The organism is Streptomonospora mangrovi, from assembly GCF_027604915.1.
Taxonomy (GTDB): Bacteria; Actinomycetota; Actinomycetes; order Streptosporangiales; family Streptosporangiaceae; genus Streptomonospora; species Streptomonospora mangrovi.
In genome coordinates this window covers 25337-48549 of the sequence record NZ_JAJAQC010000015.1, presented here as the reverse complement: position 1 = coordinate 48549, position 23213 = coordinate 25337, and the positions used below count along the sequence as shown (strand labels likewise).

General features: G+C 75.7%; 20 protein-coding genes and 1 pseudogene. 10 read left to right on the top strand and 11 right to left on the bottom strand.

What is annotated here, in order from left to right; all coding sequences use genetic code 11:
* Window positions 1-569 precede the first annotated feature (569 nt).
* Together LG943_RS10645 and LG943_RS10640 are read left to right on the top strand one after the other, a co-directional pair.
* Window positions 570-1013: an RNHCP domain-containing protein gene (locus tag LG943_RS10645; protein WP_408648578.1), complete on the top strand. Its 444-nt coding sequence runs from the start codon at window positions 570-572 to the stop codon at window positions 1011-1013.
* Between the two features lie 17 nt (window positions 1014-1030).
* Entirely contained in the window at window positions 1031-1462 is a 432-nt protein-coding gene (locus tag LG943_RS10640; RefSeq protein ID WP_270072068.1) for an RNHCP domain-containing protein, read from the top strand.
* 43 nt (window positions 1463-1505) lie between these two features.
* On the opposite strand, the gene LG943_RS10635 is transcribed toward LG943_RS10640, so the two are convergent.
* Both LG943_RS10635 and LG943_RS10630 read right to left on the bottom strand, forming a co-directional pair.
* Window positions 1506-2963 carry a sensor histidine kinase gene (locus tag LG943_RS10635; RefSeq protein ID WP_270072067.1) on the bottom strand — a complete coding sequence of 486 codons (1458 nt, stop codon included), beginning with the start codon at window positions 2961-2963 and terminating at the stop codon, window positions 1506-1508.
* Window positions 2960-3616 (bottom strand): response regulator transcription factor, encoded by a 657-nt coding sequence (locus LG943_RS10630; RefSeq protein WP_270072066.1) that lies wholly within the window; start codon window positions 3614-3616, stop codon window positions 2960-2962. Before LG943_RS10630 ends, LG943_RS10635 begins: the two co-directional genes overlap by 4 nt.
* Window positions 3617-3831: 215 nt before the next feature.
* Between LG943_RS10630 and LG943_RS10625 the strand changes: the two genes are divergently transcribed.
* From LG943_RS10625 to LG943_RS10605, 5 genes are all read left to right on the top strand, one after another.
* Entirely contained in the window at window positions 3832-4368 is a 537-nt protein-coding gene (locus LG943_RS10625) for a hypothetical protein (RefSeq protein WP_270072065.1), read from the top strand.
* A 215-nt stretch (window positions 4369-4583) separates the two neighbouring features.
* A complete protein-coding gene (locus LG943_RS10620; protein WP_270072064.1) occupies window positions 4584-5810 on the top strand; it encodes a peptidoglycan-binding protein in 1227 nt (408 codons plus the stop codon).
* Entirely contained in the window at window positions 5807-6517 is a 711-nt protein-coding gene (locus LG943_RS10615) for an ABC transporter ATP-binding protein (RefSeq protein WP_270072063.1), read from the top strand. The genes LG943_RS10620 and LG943_RS10615 overlap by 4 nt, the downstream gene beginning before the upstream one ends.
* Window positions 6517-7725, top strand: coding sequence for an ABC transporter permease (locus LG943_RS10610; protein ID WP_270072062.1), 1209 nt, complete (start codon window positions 6517-6519; stop codon window positions 7723-7725). The genes LG943_RS10615 and LG943_RS10610 overlap by 1 nt, the downstream gene beginning before the upstream one ends.
* 463 nt (window positions 7726-8188) lie before the next feature.
* Entirely contained in the window at window positions 8189-9145 is a 957-nt protein-coding gene (locus LG943_RS10605) for a S1 family peptidase (protein WP_270072061.1), read from the top strand.
* A gap of 145 nt (window positions 9146-9290) precedes the next feature.
* On the opposite strand, the gene LG943_RS10600 is transcribed toward LG943_RS10605, so the two are convergent.
* Window positions 9291-10268: a MurR/RpiR family transcriptional regulator gene (locus LG943_RS10600; RefSeq protein WP_270072060.1), complete on the bottom strand. Its 978-nt coding sequence runs from the start codon at window positions 10266-10268 to the stop codon at window positions 9291-9293.
* A gap of 76 nt (window positions 10269-10344) precedes the next feature.
* Here LG943_RS10600 and LG943_RS10595 point away from each other — a divergent pair, with 76 nt between their 5' ends.
* Window positions 10345-11490, top strand: coding sequence for an NAD(P)/FAD-dependent oxidoreductase (locus tag LG943_RS10595; protein WP_270072059.1), 1146 nt, complete (start codon window positions 10345-10347; stop codon window positions 11488-11490).
* 120 nt (window positions 11491-11610) lie between these two features.
* Entirely contained in the window at window positions 11611-12990 is a 1380-nt protein-coding gene (locus tag LG943_RS10590) for a sodium/glutamate symporter (protein ID WP_270072058.1), read from the top strand.
* A gap of 77 nt (window positions 12991-13067) precedes the next feature.
* Here the strand turns inward: LG943_RS10590 and LG943_RS10585 are convergent.
* The 5 genes and pseudogenes from LG943_RS10585 to LG943_RS10565 all read right to left on the bottom strand — a co-directional run.
* Window positions 13068-14567 (bottom strand): annotated as a pseudogene (locus LG943_RS10585) (MFS transporter); the annotation flags it as partial.
* Window positions 14568-14705: 138 nt separating this feature from the next.
* On the bottom strand, window positions 14706-15341 hold the full coding sequence (locus LG943_RS10580; protein WP_270072057.1) for a TetR/AcrR family transcriptional regulator: 636 nt from the start codon (window positions 15339-15341) through the stop codon (window positions 14706-14708).
* 48 nt (window positions 15342-15389) lie between these two features.
* On the bottom strand, window positions 15390-16769 hold the full coding sequence (locus LG943_RS10575) for a phosphotransferase family protein (RefSeq protein ID WP_270072056.1): 1380 nt from the start codon (window positions 16767-16769) through the stop codon (window positions 15390-15392).
* Between the two features lie 170 nt (window positions 16770-16939).
* Window positions 16940-17377, bottom strand: coding sequence for a DUF6098 family protein (locus tag LG943_RS10570; protein ID WP_270072055.1), 438 nt, complete (start codon window positions 17375-17377; stop codon window positions 16940-16942).
* Between the two features lie 114 nt (window positions 17378-17491).
* A complete protein-coding gene (locus LG943_RS10565; protein WP_270072054.1) occupies window positions 17492-18607 on the bottom strand; it encodes a DNA glycosylase AlkZ-like family protein in 1116 nt (371 codons plus the stop codon).
* A 184-nt stretch (window positions 18608-18791) separates the two neighbouring features.
* On the opposite strand from LG943_RS10565, the gene LG943_RS10560 reads away from it, so the two are divergent.
* Entirely contained in the window at window positions 18792-19418 is a 627-nt protein-coding gene (locus LG943_RS10560; RefSeq protein WP_270072053.1) for a GntR family transcriptional regulator, read from the top strand.
* Between the two features lie 120 nt (window positions 19419-19538).
* Here the strand turns inward: LG943_RS10560 and tcuA are convergent, their stop codons facing one another.
* From tcuA to LG943_RS10545, 3 genes are all read right to left on the bottom strand, one after another.
* A complete protein-coding gene (tcuA, locus tag LG943_RS10555; RefSeq protein WP_270072052.1) occupies window positions 19539-21077 on the bottom strand; it encodes an FAD-dependent tricarballylate dehydrogenase TcuA in 1539 nt (512 codons plus the stop codon).
* 591 nt (window positions 21078-21668) lie between these two features.
* On the bottom strand, window positions 21669-21989 hold the full coding sequence (locus tag LG943_RS10550) for a twin-arginine translocase TatA/TatE family subunit (protein ID WP_270072051.1): 321 nt from the start codon (window positions 21987-21989) through the stop codon (window positions 21669-21671).
* A 244-nt stretch (window positions 21990-22233) separates the two neighbouring features.
* A complete protein-coding gene (locus tag LG943_RS10545) occupies window positions 22234-22860 on the bottom strand; it encodes a class I SAM-dependent methyltransferase (protein WP_270072050.1) in 627 nt (208 codons plus the stop codon).
* Window positions 22861-23213: the final 353 nt, after the last annotated feature.

The following is a 23213-nucleotide window of genomic DNA, read 5'->3' as shown; positions in this document are numbered from 1 at the left end:
CTTTCACCACGAGATGAGTCTCGGAACGCCGTTCTGAGCGGTGGAGCACTTTCATGGTCCAGGGAAACGGGCATTGCGGACCAACGGGTGCGGCAAGCGCCTTGGGTGTCTCGGTGCCCGTCGCCACCCCGTTCACCCGCCCCGCTGGACGACGACCGCGCGCGGAAAAACCGGTGGAGTCCGGGCGGGGACGGCCGTTAGCGTGGGTGGGTGATCCCGGGTGCCGCGTCCGGGGCGGGTGCGCGTACTGCGCTACGGAAGCACGGAAAGAGGCAGTCGATTTATGACCCGGAACGAGCCGAGCGCTCCTCTTCGCACCATCGGCCGCCGTACCCGTCGCACCCTCCGCAGCCGCTGATCCCGGTCGCGTCCTGACCGGTCCGGCCGCCTCCCGGTGTGCCGGTCCGGGTCCTCCGCGACCGCTGCCGCCGCTGCGTGCCCGCGCCGCGCCGCTCGTCCACAGCCTGGGGGCAACCCCGGCCCGCCGAGCCGCCGCCGGCCGCGCGAAGAGGAAGCCCTCGGCCGCTCCTGCCGTTCACCGTTCGATCCTTCGGCAAGGAGTTCCCCGGGTGTCCACCCACAACACCGGTTCCGCACGCACGACCGACACCACCACCACCTCCACCGCCCCGACCAACCCCGCCGCGTCCGGCTCGGCCGCGTCCAGTCCGCACCTGCGCACCGAGACCTTCACGTGCGTGCGCTGCGGTCTGACCGTCGGCGTCCTCGACCCCTCCGGCGGGCGGCGCGACCACTGCCCGAGCTGCCTGCACTCGCGGCACCTGCGCGACCACGTCACCGGCGGTCCCGCCGACTGCGGCGCGCGCATGACGCCCATCGCCATCGCGGTGCCGCGCGGCGGCGGCTGGACGCTGGTCCACCGCTGCACGGCCTGCGCCACGCTGTCCACCGGCCAGGTCGCGCCCGACGACAACCAGTTGGTGCTGGTGCGCCTGGCGGTACGGCCGATCGCGCAGCCGCCCTTCCCGCTCGAAGCCTTCGGCGACCTGTGAGAGGGGAGGAGACCGCCGTGCCGCGAAAGCGCAACCCGCGCGGGCCGCGCCCCCAGCGGCGCAAACCCGCCTACCGCACCTCCACCGGCGCCGACGGCGCCCCGCACGCCGCCAGTGGTGCGTTCCGGTGCCTGGGCTGCGGGCTCGACGTCCCGCTCGCCGCCCCCGGCACCGCCCACCGCAACCACTGCCCGCACTGCCTGACCAGTCGGCACGTGGACCTGCGGATCCCCGGTGACCGCCGCTCGGCGTGCAAGGGCCGCATGGAGGCGCTCAGCCTCACCGCGCGCCCCGACGGCGAGTGGCTGGTCATCCACCAGTGCCGGACCTGCGGCGCGCTCAGCGCCAACCGCGCGGCGGGCGACGACAACGCCCTGGCGCTGCTGCGGATGGCGCTGCGCCCGCTGGCCGACCCCCGGGTGCCGGTGCGGGCGATGATCGACCACTGATCCCGCCCGCCCCACCGGCCGGGGGGCGGCGGCGTCCCGCCTCCTACCGTTCCCCGGCCGCCTCCGGCGGCGCGTCCTCGCGCGACAGCGGCAGCGTGACGGTCACCGTCAGCCCGCCGCCCTCGCGGGGCCGCGCCGCCACCTCGCCCCCGTGCGCCCGCGCCACCGACCGCACGATCGACAGCCCCAGGCCCGCGCCCTTGGCGGTGACCAGGCGGTCGGTGCCCAGGCGGCGGAACGGCTCGAACAGCACCGGGATCTCGTAGGGCGGCACGAGCGGACCGGTGTTGGCGACCTCCAGTTCCACCAGGCCGTCGGCGCCCACCCGCGTGGCCACCCGGACCCAGCCGCGCGCGCTGCCGCCCGTGCCGCCGCCTCTGCCCGAACCGCCCGCCGCGTCGGCGCCGCCCGCGCCCGCCGCACCGCCCCCGGCCGCGTCGGGTTCCACGTTGTGCCGGATCCCGTTCTCCACAAGGTTGTGGACGAGCCGCTCCAGCAGCAGCGCGTTGCCCAGCGTCGGCGCCTCGCCCACCCCGGAGTCCTCCACCGCGATGCCCGCCCGCCGCGCCTCCGGTGCCGTCTGGGCGATGACGTGGCCCACCACGTCGGCCAGGTCCACGGGGTGGCGCTCGCCGACCTCGTTCTCCGAACTCGCCAGCAGCAGCAGGCCGCTGATCAGCCGCTCGTGCCGCGAGTTGATCTCCAGCAGGTCCTCGCCCAGCCGCTTGACGTCGGGCGACGCCGACTTGCGGTGCATCGCCATCTCGACCAGCGCCCGCCCCAGCGTCAGCGGGGTGCGCAGCTCGTGGGAGGCGTTGGCGACGAACCGGCGCTGCCCGTCGAAGGACCGGTCCAGCCGCTCCACCATCGTGTCGAAGTTGTCGGCGAGGTCCTTCACCTCGTCCACCGGCCCGCGCAGCGCGATGCGCTCGTGCAGTCCCCGGTCGGCGGCGGGCGCGGCGGCGATGCGGCGGGCGGTGTCGGTGACCGTGCGCAGCGGCGCGAGCATCCGCCCCGCCACCAGCCAGCCCAGCCCGGTCGCGGCGGTGCACACGATCAGCAGCGCCACCGACCCCTGCACCAGCAGGGAGGTCACGGCGGCGTCGTTGATGCGGTCCTGCTGCCCGATCAGCCAGTCCCGGGCGTCAGGCCCGGTCAGCCGCGTGCCGTCGGGGGCGATGATGTAGAGCCGCTGCTCGCGTTCAAGGGAGTGGGACTCGGTCCCCGGCCCTGAACCGGCCCCTGCCCCGTCCTCGGATCCGGACTCGCCGTCCGGCTCGCCCACCGGACCCGGACCCTCCACCGCCCCGGGCGGCAGCGGCATCTCGTCGGAGATCCCCGTGCTGTAGGTGCGCGGCAGCGCCCGGTTGAGCTGCTGGGTGAACAGCGCGTAGGTGGCCGCCAGCAGCACCAGCCCCGCCAGCAGGAAGACACCGGTGTAGACGAAGGTCAGCCGGGCGCGCAGGGAGACGCGGCGCGGGCCGCGGGCGGCGCGCCTCATGGGATCCGGTACCCCACGCCCGTGACGGTCTCGATGACCGGTGGGTCCCCGAGCTTGCGCCGCAGCTTCATCACCGCCAGCCGCACCGCCCCGGTGAACGGGTCGGCGTGCTCGTCCCACACCTTCTCCAGCAGCCGCTCCGCCGACACCGCCGCGCCCTCGGCGCGCAGCAGCTCCGCCAGCACGCCGAACTCCTTCTTGGCCAGGGGCACGTAGCGGCCGTCGCGGAACACCTCGCGCCGGGCCGGGTCCAGGCTGATCCCGGCGCGGCGCAGCACCGGCGGGACGAGCGGGCGCGAGCGCCGCCCCAGCGCCTGCACGCGCGCGGCCAGCTCGGGGAACGCGAACGGCTTGGTGAGGTAGTCGTCGGCGCCCAGGGACAGCCCGTCCACCCGGTCGGCGACGTCGGCCGCGGCGGTCAGCATCAGCACCCGCGCGTCGGACCCGGAGGCCACCAGCCTGTGGCAGACCGCGTCGCCGTGCACGCCCGGAAGGTCGCGGTCCAGCAGCACCACGTCGTAGTCGTTGACGTCCACCCGCTCCAGCGCCTGCGCGCCGTCGTAGGCGACGTCGACCGCGTGCGCGTCCTCGCGCAGCCACTCCGCCACCGCGTCGGCCAGCAGCGGCTCGTCCTCGACCACCAGCACCCGCATCGACCGAGCCCCTTCCGCCCGTGGGCCGCGGCGACCGGCGCGCGGACCCGACCGCGCCCATCATCGCCGATCGCGGTGTTTCCTGGCGATAAGTCGCCCCTGGTCAGGGCTTTGGCGGCGGAAACGCGGAGGAAACGGCCCGCCGCGTTGGATCGCGTCTCGACGGCCGGGGAGCCGCCCCGGCCGGTACCTCCCACGAAGACGAGGAGACAGCGATGCGATCGACGCTATCGAGGCGATCGACGCGGACGCCGCTGATCCGCACCGCGCTGGCGGCGGTGCCGCTGGCGCTCGCGCTCGGCCTGTCCGGGTGCGGGTCCGACGGGGGCGCGGCCGACGCCGCCGCCTCGCCCAGCATGGACCCCGACGAGATGGCCGTCGCGTTCGCCGAGTGCATGCGCGAGCACGGGGTGCCCATGGAGGACCCCGAGCCCGGCGAGGGCGTGCGGATCCAGATGGGTCCCGACAGCGGCGTCGACCAGGAGACCATGGACGCCGCCATGCGCGAGTGCGAGGAGTACCGCATGGGCGGCGACGCCATGGGCGGCCCCGACCCGGAGATGCAGGAGGCCGCGCAGGCGTTCGCCGAGTGCATGCGCGAGGAGGGCGTGGAGGACTATCCCGACCCCGATCCTGACATGCCGGGCATCAAGATCACGCCCGAGCTGAAGGCCGACCCCGAGCTCGAAGCGGCCATGGAGACGTGCCGCGAGCACCTGCCCAACGGCGGCCCCGGCGGGGGAGGCCAGTGATGGGCGAGCCGCTGGTCGAGGGACGGGACGGCGCCAACGACCCCGGCGCCCGGCCGGGGCGGCACGAGGCGCGCGCGGACCCGGCGGACCGGGCGGACCGGGACGCGCCGGCGGGCGGCCCCGCCGGGGGCGAGCCGGACGCGAGGGGCGGACGGGGTGCGCGGGACGCACCCGGCGCGGCCGGTGCCGGCACCGGCGCGGAGGCGGCCGCACCGGTGGTCGGCACCGGCCCCGGTGACGCCCCCGCCACGGGCGGCGGCGCCGACACCGCCCCTGGTCCCGGCTCCGACTCCGCCTCCGACTCCACCCCCGACACCGCCTCCGGCGCCGACTCCGGCGGCGCGCCCCCGCCGGGCGGGCGGCGCCCCCGGCGCCGCTGGGACCGGCGCCGCGCCGTCGCGGTCGCCGCGGGCGCGGTGCTGCTGGCAGCCGCCGGCGGCGCGCTCTCCTACGGCCTGGGCGGGGGCACCCCCGAGAGCGAGGCGTCCAGCGGGCTGCCCCCCGCCACCACCGAGGTCGCCCGCGAGACCATCAGCGACGTCGAGACCACCTCGGGCGAACTCGGGTTCGGCCCGGCCTCCACCGCCTCCTCCGGCGCCGGCGGCACGCTGACCCACGTGCCCGGCACCGGCGACGAGGTGGGGCGCGGCGAGACCCTGTTCGAGGTCGACACCGTCCCGGTCACCGTCATGTACGGCGACGAGCCCGCCTACCGGGCGATGTCGGTGGGCGCCGAGGGCGCGGACGTCGAGCAGTTGGAGAAGAACCTCGGCAAGCTGGGCTACGACGGGTTCACCGTCGACTCCTCCTTCACCGAGGGCACGGCCGCCGCCGTCATGGAGTGGCAGGACGACCGCGGCCTGGAGGTCACGGGCACCGTGGAGCCGGGCAGCGTGCTGTTCGCCCCCGGCGCCGTGCGCGTCGACAGCCTCGCCGCCGAGGAGGGCGACAAGGTGCAGCCCGGCGCGCCCGTGCTCGACTACACCGGCACCGAGAAGCTGGTCACCACCGAACTGGAGCCCGCCGACCAGCGGCTGATCGAGGACGGCGGCGAGGTCGAGGTCACCCTGCCCGACGGGCAGACCGTCGCGGGCGAGGTCGAGGAGGCCACCACCGTCATCGAGCCCGCCACCGAGCAGCAGGAGGCCCAAACCCTCATCGAGGTGGTCGTCGCGCTGGAGGGCGAGGACGCCCAGGAGGCCGCGGCCGACTACCCGCTGGCCGCCGTGGACGTGGAGTTCGTCTCCGAGACCCGCGAGGACGTGCTCACCGTGCCCATCGCCGCCCTGATGGCGCTCAGCGAGGGCGGGTTCGGCCTGGAGGTCGTGGACGGCTCGACCACCTCCTACGTGCCGGTGGAGACCGGCCTGTTCGCCGACGGCAAGGTCGAGGTCTCCGGCGAGGGCATCACCGAGGGCACCGTCGTGGGGATGCCGCGATGATCTCCCTCACCGACGTCACCAAGGTCTACCCCGGCGGGGTGGCGGCGCTGGACGGCGTCTCGGTCGAGATCGCGCGCGGCGAGCTGCTCGCCATCGTCGGCCCCTCCGGATCGGGCAAGTCCACCATGCTCAACATGCTGGGCACCCTGGACCGGCCCTCCACCGGGCGGGTGGTGGTGGACGGCCACCCCGTGGACCGCCTCTCCGACGCCGAGCTGTCGGCGCTGCGGGCCACCCGCATCGGGTTCGTCTTCCAGCAGTTCCACCTGGCGGCGGGCACCCCGGCGATCGACAACGTCGCCGACGGCCTGCTGTACACGGGGCTGCGGCCGGCCGAGCGGCGCCGCCGCGCCGCCGCCGCGCTGGAGCGCGTCGGGCTGGGCCACCGCACCGACCACCGGCCGCACGAGCTGTCAGGCGGGGAGCGCCAGCGCGTGGCCATCGCCCGCGCCGTGGCCGGCGAGCCGCCGCTGCTGCTGGCCGACGAGCCCACGGGCGCGCTGGACTCCGCCTCGGGGGCCGGGGTCATGGGGCTGCTGCGGGACCTGCACGCCGCCGGGACCACGGTCGTGATCATCACCCACGACGTGGAGATCGCCGCGTCGCTGCCCCGGCGGGTGCGCATGCGCGACGGCCGCGTGGTCGAGGACGTCGCCGACGCCGACGCCGAAGCCGGTGCGGGGCGGCCCGGGGCGGTGGTGGGCTGATGGCCACCGGCACACCCCTGCGCCCGGCCCGGCTGCGCGCCGGCGACGTCGTCAAGGTCGGCGCGGTGGGTCTGCGCACCCGCCCGCTGCGGGCGTTCCTGTCGGCGCTGGGCATCGCGATCGGCATCGCGGCGATGGTGGGCGTGGTGGGCATCTCCGCCTCCTCCAGCGCCGAGCTGAACCGCATGCTCGACGCGCTGGGCACCAACATGCTCACCGTCAAGCCGGGCTCCACCATGTTCGGCGAGGACGCCGAGCTGCCGCTGACCGCGGAGCCGATGGTGGACCGCATCGAGCAGGTCACCGACTCCTCGGCGATCGGCACCGTGGACGACGCCAACGTCTACCGGACCGACCTGATCCCCGAGGGCGAGACCAACGGCCTGAACGTCTACGCGGCCCGCCCCGACCTGCGCGGCACGGTCGGCGCGGAGCTGGCCAGCGGCACGTGGCTCAACGAGGGCACCAGCCGCTACCCGGCGACGGTGCTGGGCGCCACGGCGGCCGAGCGGCTGGGGATCGGGCGGGCGAGCCCGCAGACCCAGGTCCTCATCGGTGACACCTGGTTCACCGTGGTGGGGATCCTGGAGCCGGCGCCGCTGGCGCCGGAGCTGGACACCGCCGCCCTGGTGGGCTGGGCGGCGGCCGAGGAGGAGCTGGGCTTCGACGGCCACGCCACCAGCATCTACACCCGCTCGGCCAACGAGGACGTCACGGAGGTCCGCGAACTGCTGCGGCCCACCGCCAACCCCGAGGCGCCCGACGAGGTCGACGTCACCCTGCCCTCCGAGGCGCTGGCCGCCCAGCAGGCCGCCGACGAGACGTTCACCGGGCTGCTGCTGGGCCTGGGCGCGGTGGCGCTGCTGGTGGGCGGGGTCGGGGTGGCCAACACGATGGTCATCTCGGTGCTGGAGCGCCGCTCGGAGATCGGCCTGCGCCGGTCGCTGGGCGCCACGCGCGGCCAGATCCGCACGCAGTTCCTGGCGGAGTCGCTGCTGCTGTCGGCCATGGGCGGGATCGGCGGCGCGGTGCTGGGCTCGGCGGTCACCGCCGGGTACGCCCTCTACCAGGAGTGGCCGGTGGTCGTGCCGCCCTGGGCGCTGCTGGGCGGCGTGGCCGCCACCCTGCTGATCGGCGGCCTGGCCGGCCTGTACCCGGCGATCCGCGCCTCGCGCCTGTCCCCCACCGAGGCCCTGGCCGCCCCGTAGGCGGCCCCCCGGACACCGGGGCCCTCCTCGGCGCGTGGGAGGCCCCCGGTCGGGCGCCGCACCCGGCGGCGCCCAGCGGTGGGCGGAGCGGTCCAACGACCGCCCCGCCCACCGCCCGCGCGTCGCGGCCCAGGTGTGGCCGCAACACCTGCGGCACCGGCCTTTCCGGTCCAAGCGCCGCTACCACCGCAAACGTAAGCAACATTTACCAAACTCGGCGAAAGCTGTACTGTTCCGCGCGGCAAAGCGACACGCGGGCGCCGCGAGCGCCCGCTGGACCCGCGTTCCCGGCATTCGCCGACGGCGCCCTGCGGACGGCGGCGGCCGCGCCTGTGTATGCGAAATGCATACGTTGACCGCGCGTCCGCCCCGGATCGCGCCCGCCGCCGCGCGGAGCGGCACCCCTGAGCCGTACCGGTGCCCGGTCGGCGCGAGCCCGGCATCACATGGATCGGAGCTGCCAGTGTCAACGGTCAACGACGTGCGGTCGCCCAACCACGGTCCGGGAGACGAGAACGCACACCCCGCCGGCGGCGCCCCCACGCGGCAGCGGCGCGGTGTGCGCGCCCTGGGTGGCGCCGTGCTGGCGGCGCTCGCGCTGGGGGCGCTGGCGGGCGCGGGCTCCGCCCACGCCGACGAGCCCGAGCCGTCCGCCGGCCCCACTCCCATGATCATCGGGGGCACGCCCGCCGACCAGCCCTACCCCTTCGCGGCGTCCCTCCAGTACGAGCGCAACGGCGTGCCCGACTCCCACCGCTGCACGGGCGCCCTGGTGGAGGAGGAGTGGGTGGTCACCGCCGCCCACTGCGTCACCGCCCTGAGCGACAGCGGCGAGCCCTTCGAGGTGCTGGACCCCGGCATGTTCCACCTGCGGCTGGGCTCCAACGACCGCACTGAGGGCGGCCACGTGGTCGCGGTCGCCGACATCGCGGTGCACCCCGACTACCGTTATCTGGCCGACGAGGGCTCGGGCTCCGACATCGCCCTGCTGCGCCTGGCAGAGGAGGCACCCGTCGAGCCCATCCGCCTGGACCGCCGCATGCCCCGGCCCGGCACCGAGGTCCGCCAGATCGGTTGGGGCTACACCAGTACCGACGCGAGCGACCCCAGCCAGCTCCCCGAGTCGCTGCGGCAACTGGACACCGTGACCCTGCCCGGCTCGGCGCGGGAGTGCCGCGTGGACGAGGAGGGCGACGCCGCTTGGGGCATCCGCCCCGGCGACATCTGCACCGACAACCCCGACGGCGTGCGCGGCCCCTGCGGCGGCGACTCCGGCTCGCCCCTGTTGACGCGGGTGCGGGGGGAGTGGCGCGTCGCGGGCGTGGACTCCCGCGGAGTCGGCAGTGTCTGCGGCACCACCCCCGACATCTACACCAGCGTCGCCGCCCACGACGCCTGGATGGACCGGGTCATGGGCTGACCCCCTTTACCCGCAGGCGGCCCCCGGTGCCCCACCGGGGGCCGCCGTTCGCCGCCGTGCCCAGGCGGCTCGACCGGACCGCGCCACCGCATCCACCGTCCGCACCCGCGCCGCCTCTCCGCGTCCCGGCCGCGCCGGGGGCTGATCAGCGGTCGTCGCGAGCGGGCGGCTCCTCGGGGCGGGGGGACACCACGTCGGCGTCGATCTCGGTGCCGGCGATGGCCGCGCGCAGGCGGTTGAGGCGCTGGCGGGCGGCGACCGAGCCGGAGCGGTCGCGGGAGGCCAGGTCCATGGTGAGGGCGTGGGCCACCAGCCACGGGGCGAAGTTCTCGTCGGCCGCGCCCGCCGTGGACGGCGGGGTGGCCAGCACCGTGTGCGCGCGCCCGCGCAGCGCGGGGCCCAGCGCCTCGGTGATCACCACCACCGGGGCGCCCGCCTCCGCGCAGTGGTCCAGCAGCGCCTCGATCTCCCGGAACAGCCGTAGCGGCGCGACCACGACCACCACGTCCCCCGCGCCGATGTCCAGCAGGTCGTCGGCCAGGCGGAAGCCTGAGGCCTCCACCGCGCGGCTGCGCCGCCCCAGGCGGCCGACCTCGATCGCCAGGTAGCGGGCGGTCGCCGACGCCGGGCCGATCCCGTAGGCCACCACCCGCTCGGCGCCGGCCATCGCCTCCACCGCCGCCGCGAACGCCGCCGCGTCCAACACGTCGGGCAGCCGCCGCAGCAGGTCGGCGCTGTCGGCGATCACGCGCTCCAGCACCGGCGCGCCGCCCAGGCCCTCCAGCCGCTGGTCGAGCACCAGAGCGGGGTCGCGGCGCGCCGTCAGCATGTCCAGCACCGCCCGCTTCAGCTCGCGCAGGCCGCTGTAGCCCAGGGAGCGGGCCGTGCGCACCACCGTGGCGTCGCTGGTGCCGGTCAGCGCCGCGAGCCGGGCCGCCGAGGCCGTCACCGCCTCGGCCGGGCGGTTGAGCAGGAAGTCGGTGACCGCGCGCTCGCGCGGGGAGAGCGCGCCCAGCCGCGCGGTCACGCGCGCGCGGAAACCGCCGTCCTCGCCGCGTTTGTCGGCGCCCGGTGCCCCGTCACCTGGGGCGTCCCCGTCGCCGGGAGTCTGTGAAGTTTTCATTTCATCCTTGAATCGAACATGAAGTGAATACTACGCTCACTGTGAAGCAGATCTCGTCGCAAGGAACCCGAACCCGATGAAGCACCAGTTCGTGATTATCGGCGGCGGCGTCCACGGCTGCGCCGCCGCCTGGACCCTCGCCGACGCCGGAGAGGACGTCCTCCTCCTCGAAGCCGCCGGGCTCGCCTCCGGCGCCTCGGGCGGGTTCGGGCGGCGCGGTGTCCGGGGCAACCGCCGCGACCTGCGCGAACTCCCGCTCATGCGGGCCGCCTACCGGCTGTGGCCCACCCTGTCCGACCGCCTCGGCCACGACACCGGCTACCAGCGCACCGGCGGTCTCAACCTCATCGAGCAGGAGACCACCGGCACCCGCGGCGGCCTGGTCGCCGCCCGCGCCCACGCCGCCGTGCAGACCGCCCAGGGCGTGCCCACCGAGGTGCTCGGCCGCGACCGCGTGCTCGACCTCGAACCCCACCTCGGCCCGGCCGTGCGCGGCGCCCTGTACTGCCCCCTCGACGGCACCGCCGACCACACCGCCACCACCACCGCCTTCGCCGCCGCCGCCCAGGAGCGCGGCGCCGTGGTCCGCGAGCACACCCCGGTCACCGGTGTGGAGCACGCGGGCGGCCGCGTCACCGCCGTGACCACCGCCGGCGGCGAGCGGATCGAGGTCGGCCGCGCCCTGCTGGTGCTCAACAACACCGGCGCCCCCGACCTGCTGCGCGACGCCTTCGGCGTCGACCTGCCCGTGTGGCGCATCCTGCCCCAGGCGCTGCGCGTGCGACCCAAGGCCGACCCGCCCATGACCCACCTCATCGGCCACGACCACCGATCGCTCTCCCTCAAGCCGCTGCCCGACGGCGCCGTCATGGTCAGCGGCGGCTGGCGCGGCCGGTGGAACGCCGACCTCGGCCGGGGCGAGCCCGTGGAGGCCAACGTGCGCGGCAACCTGGCCACCGCCGCCGAGGTCTACGCCGCCCTCGCCGACGCCGAACTCGACCTCGCCGACGCCGCGCGCCCGGAGTCCTGCTCCGCCGACGAGATCCCCGTCGTGGACCGCGTCCCCGGCACCGCCAACGCCTTCGTGGGCACCGGCTGGACCGGCCACGGGTTCGCCATCGCCCCCGCCGTGGCCGAGGCCCTGGCCTTCTGGGCGCGCACGGGCGCCCGCCCCGACAGCCTGGCGCCGTTCACGGCGGCGCGGTTCGGCCACCGCCCCTGACCCCCGCGCACCCGCCGCGTCCGCCGAGCCCACCGCGCCCGCCGCACCGCCCGGCGCCGCGGCCGGCGCGGGAGCCCCTCCCTGAATCCCCCCATCGGCCATCTGCCCGCAAGGAGCGCCATGTTCCCCACAGCCGAAGTCAGCGGCGACACCGCCAACACCCTGTTCTTCGCCCTCACCGCCCTCGGGCTGCTCATCCTCGCGGGCGTGGTCCTGCGCCTGCTCCTGGTGCCGCTGCGCCGGCTGTTCATCCCGGCCGCGCTCATCGGCGGCGTGCTGGGCGCCGCGCTCGGCCCCTACGGCGCCGGCCTGTTCCCCGAGAGCATGATCACCACCTGGGCGGGGCTGCCGGGGATCCTCATCACCGTGGTGTTCGCACCCATGCTGATCGGGATGCGCATCCCCAACGTGCGGCAGAGCTACCACCTCATCGCACCGCAGTTGCTGTTCGGCTACATCGGCGACTTCCTGATGATCGGCATTCCCATGCTGGTGTGCGGGGCGCTGCTGATGCCGGTGTGGGACGTCGGACCCATGTTCGGCACCCTCATCGAGGTCGGCTGGCCCGGCGGCCACGGCACCGCCGGCGGCATGGCCCCCGTCTACGCCGACCTCGGCTGGGCCGACGGCGGCCCCCTCGGCCTCGCCTCGGCCACCGGCGGCCTCATCTTCGGCATCGTCATGGGCATGGTGATGATCAACATCGGCGCCCGGCGCGGCCACCTGCGCCACGCCGCCGGCACCGGCGCCGAGACCGCACCGGAGATCCTGCCCCGCGAGGAGCGCTCCGGCCTGGGCAGCGTCACCCTCAACCGCGACCTGGTCGACGGCCTGGCCTTCCACGGCGCGCTGATCGCGGTCGCGGTGTTCATCGGCTGGGTGCTCCAGTACCTGCTGGGCCTGGTCGTGCCGGGCGTGCCGCTGTTCCCGCTGGCCATGATCGGCGGCGCGGTGGTGCAGGCGGTCATCGGGCGCACCCGGCTGGGCGACGCCGTGGACACCGGCAGCCTGCGCGCCATCCAGGGCGCCGCCCTGGACCTGCTGGTCGTCTCGGCGGTGGCCTCGATCTCGGTGCCGGTCGTGCTGGCCAACATCGTGCCGCTGAGCCTGCTCATGGTCGTGGCGGCCGCGGTGGCGGTGGGGTTCTTCTACTGGGCCGGACCGCGCATGTTCCGCGACTCCTGGTTCGAGCACTCCATCGTCAACTTCGGCTCGCTGACGGCGGTGGCCTCGGTCGGCCTGATGCTGCTGCGCACCGCCGACCCCGGGCTCAAGACCGACGCGGCGCGCGCCTACGCCCTGCGGGCGCCCTTCTTCAGCCCGTTCGTGGGCGGCGGCCTGGTCACCGCCGTGCTGCCGGCCATCGCCTTCAACTACGGGCCGTGGGCGCTGGGTGCCGGCGCGGTGGTCGCGGCGCTGCTGCTCATCGCGCTGGCCCGGGTGCTGCGCATCTGGCAGCGGCCGGGAGTGGCGGCGCCGACGGCGGACACGGCGGCCTGACCCGCCGCGCCGCGACCCCGCCGGTGCGGGGGCGCGGCCACGAGGGGAACCGCGAACGCGGCGGCGAGGACTTTTTCGGCGTCGCGCTCGAAGGTCCAGCGGGCGGCGAGCATGCACAGGCCGCCCACCACCTTGGGCACCGACAGGATGATGAACGCGGTGGCCAGCGACCCTGTGGCGTCGGAGGCCACGCCCACCGCCAGCGGCCCCACCGCGCCGCCCACGGTGACCAGCAGGTTCAGCGCCGCGAACCCCAGGCCGCGCGAGTGGGCGCCGACCACGTCGGCCACCGACGCCATCACGCACGGGATCGCCAGGGCACCGAAGAACGACGACAGGAACAGCATCGCCGTGAACAGCGGCAGCGAGTCGGCCAGCAGCCCGGCGACCAGCGCGGCGGCGCCCAGCAGGGTGCCCGCACCGGCCAGGGTGACCCGCCCACCGCGCAGGGCGCCGTGCGCGCGGCGGCCCAGCCACGCCCCGGCGAGGGTGCCGGTGACCACGCCGAGCACCGACATCCCGCCCGACAGCGACCCGGCCAGCGCCGTGCCGACGTCGTGGGCGCGGGTGAGGTAGCTGGGCATCCAGTAGGCGATCCCCAGCAGCCCGGCGGTGAGGAACATCAGGCCCACCGACAGCAGGCCCAGGGTGGGGATGGCCGCGACCTCGCGCACCTGGCGGGGGAAGGGCGGAGCGGTGGCGGTGGGGGCGGCCGTGGCGGAGGCGTGGGTGGCGCCGGGGGCGGGGCCGGTTCCCGGGCCGGGGGCGGGCGCGTCGGGACCGCCGGGGACACCGGTGGTGTCGGGCGCGGGCGCGGGCGGGGACGTGGGTGCGGACCCGGTGCCCGGCAGGCCGGCGCCGGCCGGGGAGGCGGTCGGGGAGGCGGTCGGGGAGGCGGTGTCGGCCCCGACCGCCGTGCCCGCGCGGGCCATCAGGGCGTCGAGGAGGCCGCGCCGGGGCTCGGCCAGCCGCCAGCAGACGAGGGCCACGAGCACGCCGGGCACGGCCATGATCACGAACGCCGCCCGCCAGCCCAGGAACTCCCCCAGGATCCCGGCGAGGATCGTGCCGATGCCCCCGAGGTAGGTGGTCATCCGCACCCAGCCGTAGGCCTTGGGCCGGTTGACCGGCGGGTAGTAGTCGGCCAGCAGGCTGCTGGAGGCGGGGTTGTCGACCTGCTCGGCGGTGGCCAGCAGCACCCGCATGGCGTAGAACATCGCGAACCCGATCGCCAGCCCCGAGCCCACCGTGGCCAGCGCCCAGCAGAACACGACGATCGCGATGATGCGGGTTCGGTTGCGGCGGTCGCTGAGGTAGCCGGCCGGGATGGCGATGAGCGCGGAGGCGATCGCGGCGGCGGTGGGGATGCTGCCGGCGGCGGTGTCGCTGAAGCCCCACTCCGCCTGGATCAGCGGCAGGGTTCCGGTCAGCAGGGACGCCTCGATCCGGTCGACCAGCCCGACGAGGAAGAGCACCACCAGGGGAGCCCAGCCGTAGGGCGCGGGGTCCGAGACACTGATGCCGCCCGCCCGCGGCGCGCCCAGTTTCCAACGAGTCCTCGGGGAGACGGCTGCCATGACACTCCATTCCTAGAAGAGTGTTCTAGTAATGCGCCCAAGAGTGCCATGGGTCACATTTTCTGACCAGACCCGCAACCCGTGCTTTCGGGGGAGGTGGGCGGCGAGGGCGGCGGGTGGGCAGGGCAGTCGGTGCATCTACCCCAGCGGCGACAACGGGTCCATCCGCCGGATCAGCGCCGCCGTGGCATCGGCGACCGCCTCGGCCTCCTCCTCGCTGGCGCACTCGGCGACCTCGCGGGCCGCCTCACCGATCACCACGGTCAGCACCGACACCATGAACCGGTCCAGGGGCTCCTGCCGGGCGTCCAGCAGCACCGCGTTCTGCCGCACCCACTCGCCCCCGCGCGCCCGGCGCACCGCCTCGAACCCGGGCGGGCCGTCGCCGCTGACGAACAGCCGCGCGAGGTCGCGCCGCTCCCACGACCCCCGCAGGTAGGCCCGCGTCCCCGCGATGAACTGCTCCAACCGGTCGGCCCCGGCCCGCGCCCGCACCCGGGCCACCGCCGCCGCCGCGCTCTCCTCGTGCTCGGCCTGGTGCTGCTCCCACAGCGCCAGGTACAGCTCGGTCTTGCCGCCGAAGTGGTGGTAGAGGCTGCCCACGCTCTGCCCGGACCGCTTCACCACCTCGGCCACCGACGCCTCGGCGAACCCCTTCTCGGCGAACACCTCCCGCGCGGCCGCCAGGAACGTGCGCCGCGTCTGGGCGGTCCGGCTCCACTGCCACGCTCCGGCGCCCCCGGTGCCGGTACGGTCCTGCGCCCTGCGCACCATCGCGCGGTCCCTTTCCTCCCTCCCGGGCGGTGGCGGCCGCCCGGCGTGTCATCTCCCCTTTCGGGGAAGGTACTGGCTTCCGTCGCCCCGGTGCGCCACGACGGCCGGCCGCAGCGGGGCGCCGGCCCGGTTGGTGCCGCCCCGGGGGGCGCCCAGAGCGGCCTTGAACCCGGGTTCGCCGCCCTTCGCGGCGGCGCCGGCGACGCCGGTGACCACCGTGACCCTCGGGGGGACGTCGACCGCCAGGGGGGCGCGGGATTCCGGCACGGTCGCCGGAGCCAGCCATTTGAGGCGCTGCGGCGGGAAGGGCGAGTAGCGGGGACCGTGAACCTCGTCGGGGTAGAGCATGTCGCGGACCATGCTGCGGGTGTGAGAGGCGTCGTCGGCGCCCAGGAAGCAGGCCCGGAAGGCGATGACGGACGTCATGGCGGTCTCCATCTGCAGCCGCCGGTCCGTCGAGTCCGCGGCGACCCTCTCGGTGCACCGCAGGAGGTCGATGTAAGCCGACTGGGCGATCAGGCGCAGAAGTTCGGGGCGGAGGTCGGGCATGCGCTGGCAGACCCTTGCCGGCGAGGAGTTCGCGCTTGTCCACCGCAGTGCGACCACGGCCCGCTCGTGTCTGAGGCCGCTGCTTTGGGCCATGAAACCGGCGAGTTCCCAGTCCACCATCCCCAACGCGAAGGACGGCGGATCGGTCGGGTCCACGACCTGCGGCGAGCGCGCCGTCAGGTTGCCCGTGTGGAGGTCACCGTGGATCAGGCGGGTGAAACGGCCGCCGGGGTCGGGCTCGGTGTGGAACTCCGTCCGCCGCGCCTCCAGTTCGGCGGCCGTCAGCAGGCCGATCCGGTGCAGACCGTCGGCGCCGAAGCGGCGCTCGGCGAACATGGCGCAGCGGATGACGTTGGCGGTCAGCGCCTCCTCCAGCGTGGGACTGTCCGACCACACCGGCAGCGGGATGTGGTCACTCCCCGGCACGGGATCGCACAGGTAGGCGATGTTCTCCCGCTGGTGCGCCAGCGCGGTCTCGTAGGCGCCGCGCAGGTGCGGGGCGGACCAGTCCGTGCGCGCGATCGCGTCCATGTTCTCGAACGCGTAGTGGCTCAGGTTCGCGCGGAACTCCGGGGTCGGCGGCGGATCGTTGAAGACCAGCCCCAGGTAGTCGTGGGTGAGCATCCGCTCGCCCCATCCCCGGTACTCGACCGAGAACACGCGGGGCACGAACGGCACGTGGTCGAGCAGGCGCAGGGTCTCCACCTCGTCGAGTACGCGCAGGTCGTAGGGGTCCTGGACGCGCTGGACGCGGACGACCTTGTAGTGGTCGGGATGGCGGTGGGCGGTCTCGCGCGGTACCACCTCGACCGTGTTGGAGTACCCCTGGCCGCGTGTCTCGCGGACGGCCGGCGGGTGCCAAAACGCTCCCTCGCTCATGCGGCGCTCCCCATGCCGGAAATCCTGCCTTTTGCGCAGAACAGTACTCGCCCGCCACCGCCGCGCTCCGCGCGCCACGGCGAGGGACCAGGCCAGGCCACGCCATGGCCGCCGACCAGGTTCCGCACGCCCGAGCGCCCGCACGCCCGGATGTCCCCACGCCCGCGCGGTCAGCCGCTCGTGGAGTCCCGGCCGGGGTCGAAGCGCTCGCGGTAGAGGTCGCGGGCGCGGGAGACCACGGCGTCGTCCAGGCGGGCGACCGGCTCGACGTCGGCCAGCAGCGGCTCGTGGTCGGGGCCGCGCGCGGTGACGCGGCCGGTGAGGATCCAGGCGTAGCGGTCCTCCTCGGCCTCGCCGAGGTCGGCGTACTTGCGGACCTGCCGCGCCAGCCAGTCCTCCAGCGGCCGGGTCCACCACGGCTCGGGGTCCAGCACGGTGCACGACAGGCCGGGCAGGTCCAGGCCGCTCTCGTAGTCGCGGCTCTGGGTGTTGGCGTCGGCCTCGGGGCCGTGGGAGTAGCGCAGGTAGAGGCCATCACGCGCGCCGACCAGGTCCACCAGGGCGGCGAAGTCGGTGATGCGGTGCAGTTCCCCGCTTCCAGTGGTCACGTCCATAGTGGGCGACCACTGCCCCGGCACCGCGCGCGCATTCGCCTTCCGTGCCCGGCCGGTGCCCGGCCTTGTTTCGCCGCAGCCCACACCCGGCCCGGCGCCTCCCCCTCCTCAGTCGACCACGAGCCGGGCGTCGGCCGCCCCCGACTCCTCGGCGATCACGGCGGCGTCGGCGGCGGCCTCCTCGCGCCGGGGCACTGGCAGCGGGGCAAACGTCTCGACCTGGACCACGAGGCCGCCGCGCTCGCGGCGCTGCCGCCACACTCCGGCGACCTCGCCGTCGACCAGCACCGCGCCCGGGTTGGCGGCGGGCCGCCACACGGCCCGGCGCCGGGCGGGGTCGGGGACGACCAGCGGGCGGTCGGCGAGTTCGGTGAGGGGGTCGTAGGGCGGGAGCAGCCGCACGCCCGCCGGCGCGGGGGAGTCCTGGAGCGCCGGCAGCAGGTCGGCAGGCATCCAGTGCCGCGCGCCCTCGACCGCCACGGGTTCAAGGCCGTCGGCGGCGGCGTCCCACCAGCGGCGCCCGGCGGCGGGCGCCAGGCCCAGCCAGGACGCGAGGTGCGCGGGCTTGGCCGGGCCGAAGGCGGCGAGGAACGCACGCACAAGGCCGGCGCGGGCGGAGGCGGTGGCGGGGCGGGGCGCGACGTCGGCGGCGCGGTAGCGGAACCGGCCGGGGGAGTCCGGGTCGAGCACCGCCACCAGGCCGGCCTGGAGGGTGGCCATGCGGAACAACTGGTCTTGAACGTGCGCGGCGCCGCACCCCTGGCACCACGGGGTGGTGCGCGGGTCCACCCGGGGGCTCACCGCCGCGCTCAGTTCGCCCTTGGTGGGCGCGGGCTGCTCGGCGGTCTCGGCGCGCATCGCGGCGGCGACCGCGTCCAGCGCGGCGCCGAAGGACAGGCCGTCGTCGGCGAGTTCGGCCGCGAACTCGCCGATGGACTGCTTGAGCAGGTCGCGGCCGTCCGCCACGCGCAGCGCCGCCGCCAGGTGCGGGAGGTCGGCGGCGCGGTGCAGGTGCAGGGCGCCCCGGGCGCCGTGCACCAGCACGGTGTCGGGGCCGGGCGGCGCGCCGGTGCGCAGCCGCAGCGCCAGGGCGGCGCTGCGGCCCGGCGGGTAGTCCTGGAGGCCGGTGGCCAGGACGGTGCCGGGGGCGGCACCGCCCCCGGGGGCCAGGCCGTGAGCGGCGAAGCGGTAGGCGAGGACCTGCGCGCGGGTGACCGGAATCATCGGCTCTGCTCCAGCATGGCCCCACAGTAGTGCGGGAGCCCGGCGCCGCCCGGGTGCGCGCCCCGGGCGCAGCGTGTGCGGCGTGTGCGCCGTGCGCACCAACGTGCATACACTCGTATACCTACTGTCGAACACCTGATGGCGGAGCGCCCGGCGGCGGCGCGACCTGGGAGGCGGGGCGTCCGTGGCGGATGTGTACAAGGAGCTGAGGGCGGCGATCGTCTCGGGCGAGTTCGACGCCGGGGCCCAGCTCGGCGAGGTCGCGCTGGCGGAGCGCTACGGCGTCAGCCGCACCCCCGTCCGCGAGGCGCTGCGCCGCCTCCAGCAGGACGGCCTGGTCGAGCGCGGCGACCGGGGCATGCGCGTGCGGGTGCGCAGCCCCGAGGAGATCCTGGAGATCTACGAGGTCCGCATCGTCCTGGAAGGCGCGGCGGCGCGCGCGGCGGCCGAGCGCCGCACCCGCATCGACCTGGCCCGCCTGCACGGCGCCGCCGAGGCCATGGCCGCCACCGACGCCGCCGACGGCATGGCGATGGCCGCCGCCAACCGCGCCTTCCACGAGACCGTCTGGGCCGCCGGCCACAACCAGACGCTGACCGACCTCCTCATGCGCCTCAACGACCACCTCGCCCGCTACCCCGCCACCACCCTCACCACCCCCGGCCGCTGGGAGAGCGCCCTGGCCGAGCACGCCGCGATCGTGGAGGCCATCGAGTCCCGCGATGCCGAAGCCGCCGCCACCCGCGCCGAACACCACATGACCGCCGCCCGCGACATCCGCCTGGAGATGTACTCCCGGGAACTGCACTAGGCAGCGAGGTCGGCGGCCGCGGCATGGTGGGGGCGGGCGCCCCTGCGGCGGCCTGGCGGCGCACGAGCGCGCCCCCGCCGCCGGGGACCCGGGCGGCGGCGGGGGCGCGGGTGGTGAAGGCTAGCTCGGGTGCCGCTGGGCGGCGGCCTGGGCCGCCGCTGTTCCGGCGAGGCGGCCGTAGACCGCGCCCGCCGTCAGGCCCGAGCCGCCCGGGTAGTTGCCCGAGAACAGGCCGCCGACGATCTCGCCCGCCGCGTACAGCCCCTCCAGCGGGGTGCCGTCCTCGGCCAGCACCTGCGCGCGGCCGTCGACGTGCAGGCCGCCGAAGGTGAACGTGATACCGCAGGTCACCGCGAACCCGTAGTAGGGCGGGGTGTCCAGCGGCTGCGCCCAGTTGGACTTGGGCGGGTCCACCCGCGCGGCGCGGCCGTCCTTGACCGCCGGGTCGAACGGCACGTCCACGATGCTCGCGTTGAACTCCTCGACCGTGGCCGCCAGCCCCGTGGCGTCGATGCCCAGTTCGGCGGCGAGCTCCTCCAGGGAGTCGGCCTGGGCGCCGGTGATCGGCGTGGAGTCGTACTCCTCCGTGCGCAGCAGCGGCCGCGTCTTGGCGTCGAAGAGCTGGAACGCCACTCCGCCCGGCCGCTTCAGGAACTCCCGGCCGTACTTGGCGTAGGTGTAGTTGCGGTAGTCGGCGCCCTCGTCCAGGAAGCGCAGGCCGTCGCGGTCGACCACGACCCCGATGGGGTAGCTCTGCCGGGTGCGCTGGTTGGTCAGCTCGCGGTCGCCGCCCTGGGGCGGCGCGCCCGCGTCCCAGGCGACGCTGTGGCACGAGGACCAGTCGCCGTGCGCGCCGGCGCCGCGCTCGATCGCCAGTTCCAGCACCTCGCCGGTGTTTAGCGGGTTGCCCCGCACCACCGCGCGCTCCCAGCCGTCGCCGAGGTGGCGGCGGCGCAGGGTGGGGCTGGACTCGAAGCCGCCCGCCGCCAGCACCACCGCTGCGCTGCGCACGGTCCGGCGCTCGCCCCGCTCGTCGGTGTAGACGGCGCCCTCGAAGCCGCCGGAGGCGCCCCGCAGCAGGTCGGCCACTGCCGCGCCGTAGCGGATCTCGACGCCCTCGGCCAGCGCCGCCTCGGTGTGCTGGGCGACCAGGCCCTTGCCGCCGTCGACCACGCCCAGCGCCAGGCCGCCGAAGAACGTCCACCGCCCCTGGGACAGGTAGGACTGGCGCTCGTACATGAGCCGCCAGCGCACGCCCTTGGCGTGCAGCCACTGGACGGTGTCCCAACTGCGCTCGACCAGGGTGCGGGTCATCTCGGGGTCGCACCGGCCCTCGGTCAGGCGCACCATGTCGTCGGTGAAGTCCTGGGCGGTGTAGGGGGCCAGCGAGGTGTCGGGCAGCTTCTCGCGGGTGGCCTCGTCCACGATCGGCGCCAGGCCCTCGGCGCCGGGGTGGACGACGCGGAAGGCGCCGGCCGTGTAGAAGGAGTTGCCGCCGTCCTGCCCGCGCGGCCCCTTCTCCAGGACGAGGACGCGCGCGCCCTGCTCGGCCGCCGCGTGGGCGGCGCAGAACCCGGCGTTGCCGCCGCCGACCACGACCACGTCGACGTACTCGGAGCCGTCCCGTTCGGCCGCGCCGTCCGCCTGCTCGCTGCTCATCGCTCTCCTCCTTGGCGCGCCGGACCGTCCCGGAGCCGCCGACGAGGCGTGCCCCGCCGGACGCGCACGGTTGGCGGCACACATCCGCATAATCACGTACACAACTGCATACAGAAGAATACGGCAGTCGGTCGAAACCCTGTCAAGGAGGGCATGGGGGTGCGGGCGGAGGACGATGGAGGACGGCGAGGACGACGAAGCGCGTCGACGGCACGGCCACCTGGCGGGCGGCCCGCGAGCGCGCGCGGTTACCGGAGGAGGCCGTTCCCGGGGGCGGGGCCTTGGCGGTAGCGGGCGCGGCCCCTGGACGCGGATACGCCCCGCCGTAGCCGCATGAGCGGCCTGGCGGGGCGGTCGGAGGAAGGTGCGGTCGCGGGTATGCGCCGGGATGGGGCGATGAGTCGACCGGCCACGGCCGCCGGTCAGGCCGGGCGGCGGCTCCTCGGCCGACGGCCGACGGGCCGGTCGGCGGGGGTCGCCCCCGGCGCCGCAACGGGGATGGGCCGCGGGGCGGCCGGCCGGCGCGGTCCCCCGACCGCGACGCCGCCGTGGGTCACGGCGTCGGGGCGGGCCGGGCACGCCGGCGAAGCCTCACTGGTTGCGGTAGACCTGGCTGCTGTCCCCCGGGTGGGTGTGGCCCTCGACCGGGCGCCCGGGCGGCAGCTCCGCGCGCCGCGGCTGGTGGTCGCCGGGCTCGTGCGGGGCCTGCGCGGCGTTGTCGGCGCGCGGCGCCTGGCGGCCGCGGTCGTCGTCATCGTCGCCGGTCGAGTCGTCGGTGAGGCCCTGGGTCTCGGCCTTGAGGATCCGCGCGCTGCGGCCCAGCGACCGCGCGAGCTGCGGCAGCCGGCTGGCCCCGAAGAGCAGCAGCGCGATCAGAAGCAGAATCAGGAGTTCGCGACCGCCAAATCCCACGACAACCTCCATGTGGTGTAGGTGCGACACCCATGGTACGCCCGCCCCCACCTGTGCCATCGGGCACCGCCCGCCCACCTCACCCGGCGCGGCACCGCACGTCCGCGCGGGCGGGGGCCGGGAGGACGGGGCGGGGGCCGGGTGTCACCGCGTCGCCGCCCCGCATTCACCGCCGGGCCGGGGCCGCGTCGCCCGCCGACCGCGCGGGAGGGGGTGCCCCGCCCCCCACCGGATGCGACGCGGATCACTTGACGGCCGTCCCCGCGATGTGCGGCAGCTCCAGGCCGAAGGAGACCGGCAGGTCGAACCCGTCGTGCTCGACGGCCCCGAACCCCGCCCGCGCGATCGCCGCCCCCGTCTCCCGGTTGTAGCGGCAGCCGCCCGGCAGCCGGCGCAGCACCGGGGAGAGGACGTCCTGGGCGCGCCGCGTCCGCGTGGCCGGCGGCGCGGCGACGTGCTCAAGGAACACGTAGCGCCCGCCCGGCCGCAGGACGCGCAGCACCTCGGCCAGCACCCGGTCGGCGTCGGCCACCGAGCACAGAACGAGGGTGCCCACCACCGCGTCGACACTGGAGTCGGCCGCGTCGATGCGCTCGGCGCGGCCGGGGATCAGCCGGGCGGACAGCCCGGCGCGGGCGGCGCCGCGCCGGATGCGCTCGTGCAGGTGGGGGTTGGGCTCGACGCCGGTCCAGCGCACGCCGGGGCCGTAGTACCCGAGGTTGATGCCGGCGCCCGGCCCGATCTCGACCACCTCGCCCGCCAGGGGCGCCAGCAGTCGCGGCTTGACCCGGGCGTACTGCGGCGGCTCCCAGCCGTCGGGCACCATGCGCGCGGCGAGCCGCTGCCCCGCGCCCCCGCCCCGCCCGCTCACGGCCGCGCCCCGCCGACCGCGCCGGCCGAACCGGCTGCGCCGATGCCCGTGCGGTCGGCGGCGTCCGTGCTGACCGGATCCGCCGTGTCGGTCCCGCGCGTGCCCCCCGAGTCCGCCCCCGAGGGCTTGGCCGGGTGCCCCCAATCGGGGTGGACGGCTCCGGCTGTTCCGGTCGCCGGGCGGGTGGCGGGTCTCCGGGCGGCGGCTGTGCCCGCTGCGGTGGTGGGGCGGTGCCTGCCGGATTCCCCCTCCACGGGCACGGGCACGGCGACGACGCGTCCCGGCTGCGGGCCTGGCGGCTCCGGTGGCGGCCCCAGGGCGGTCGAGGGGCGCGGCTCCGTGCCCGGCGCGTA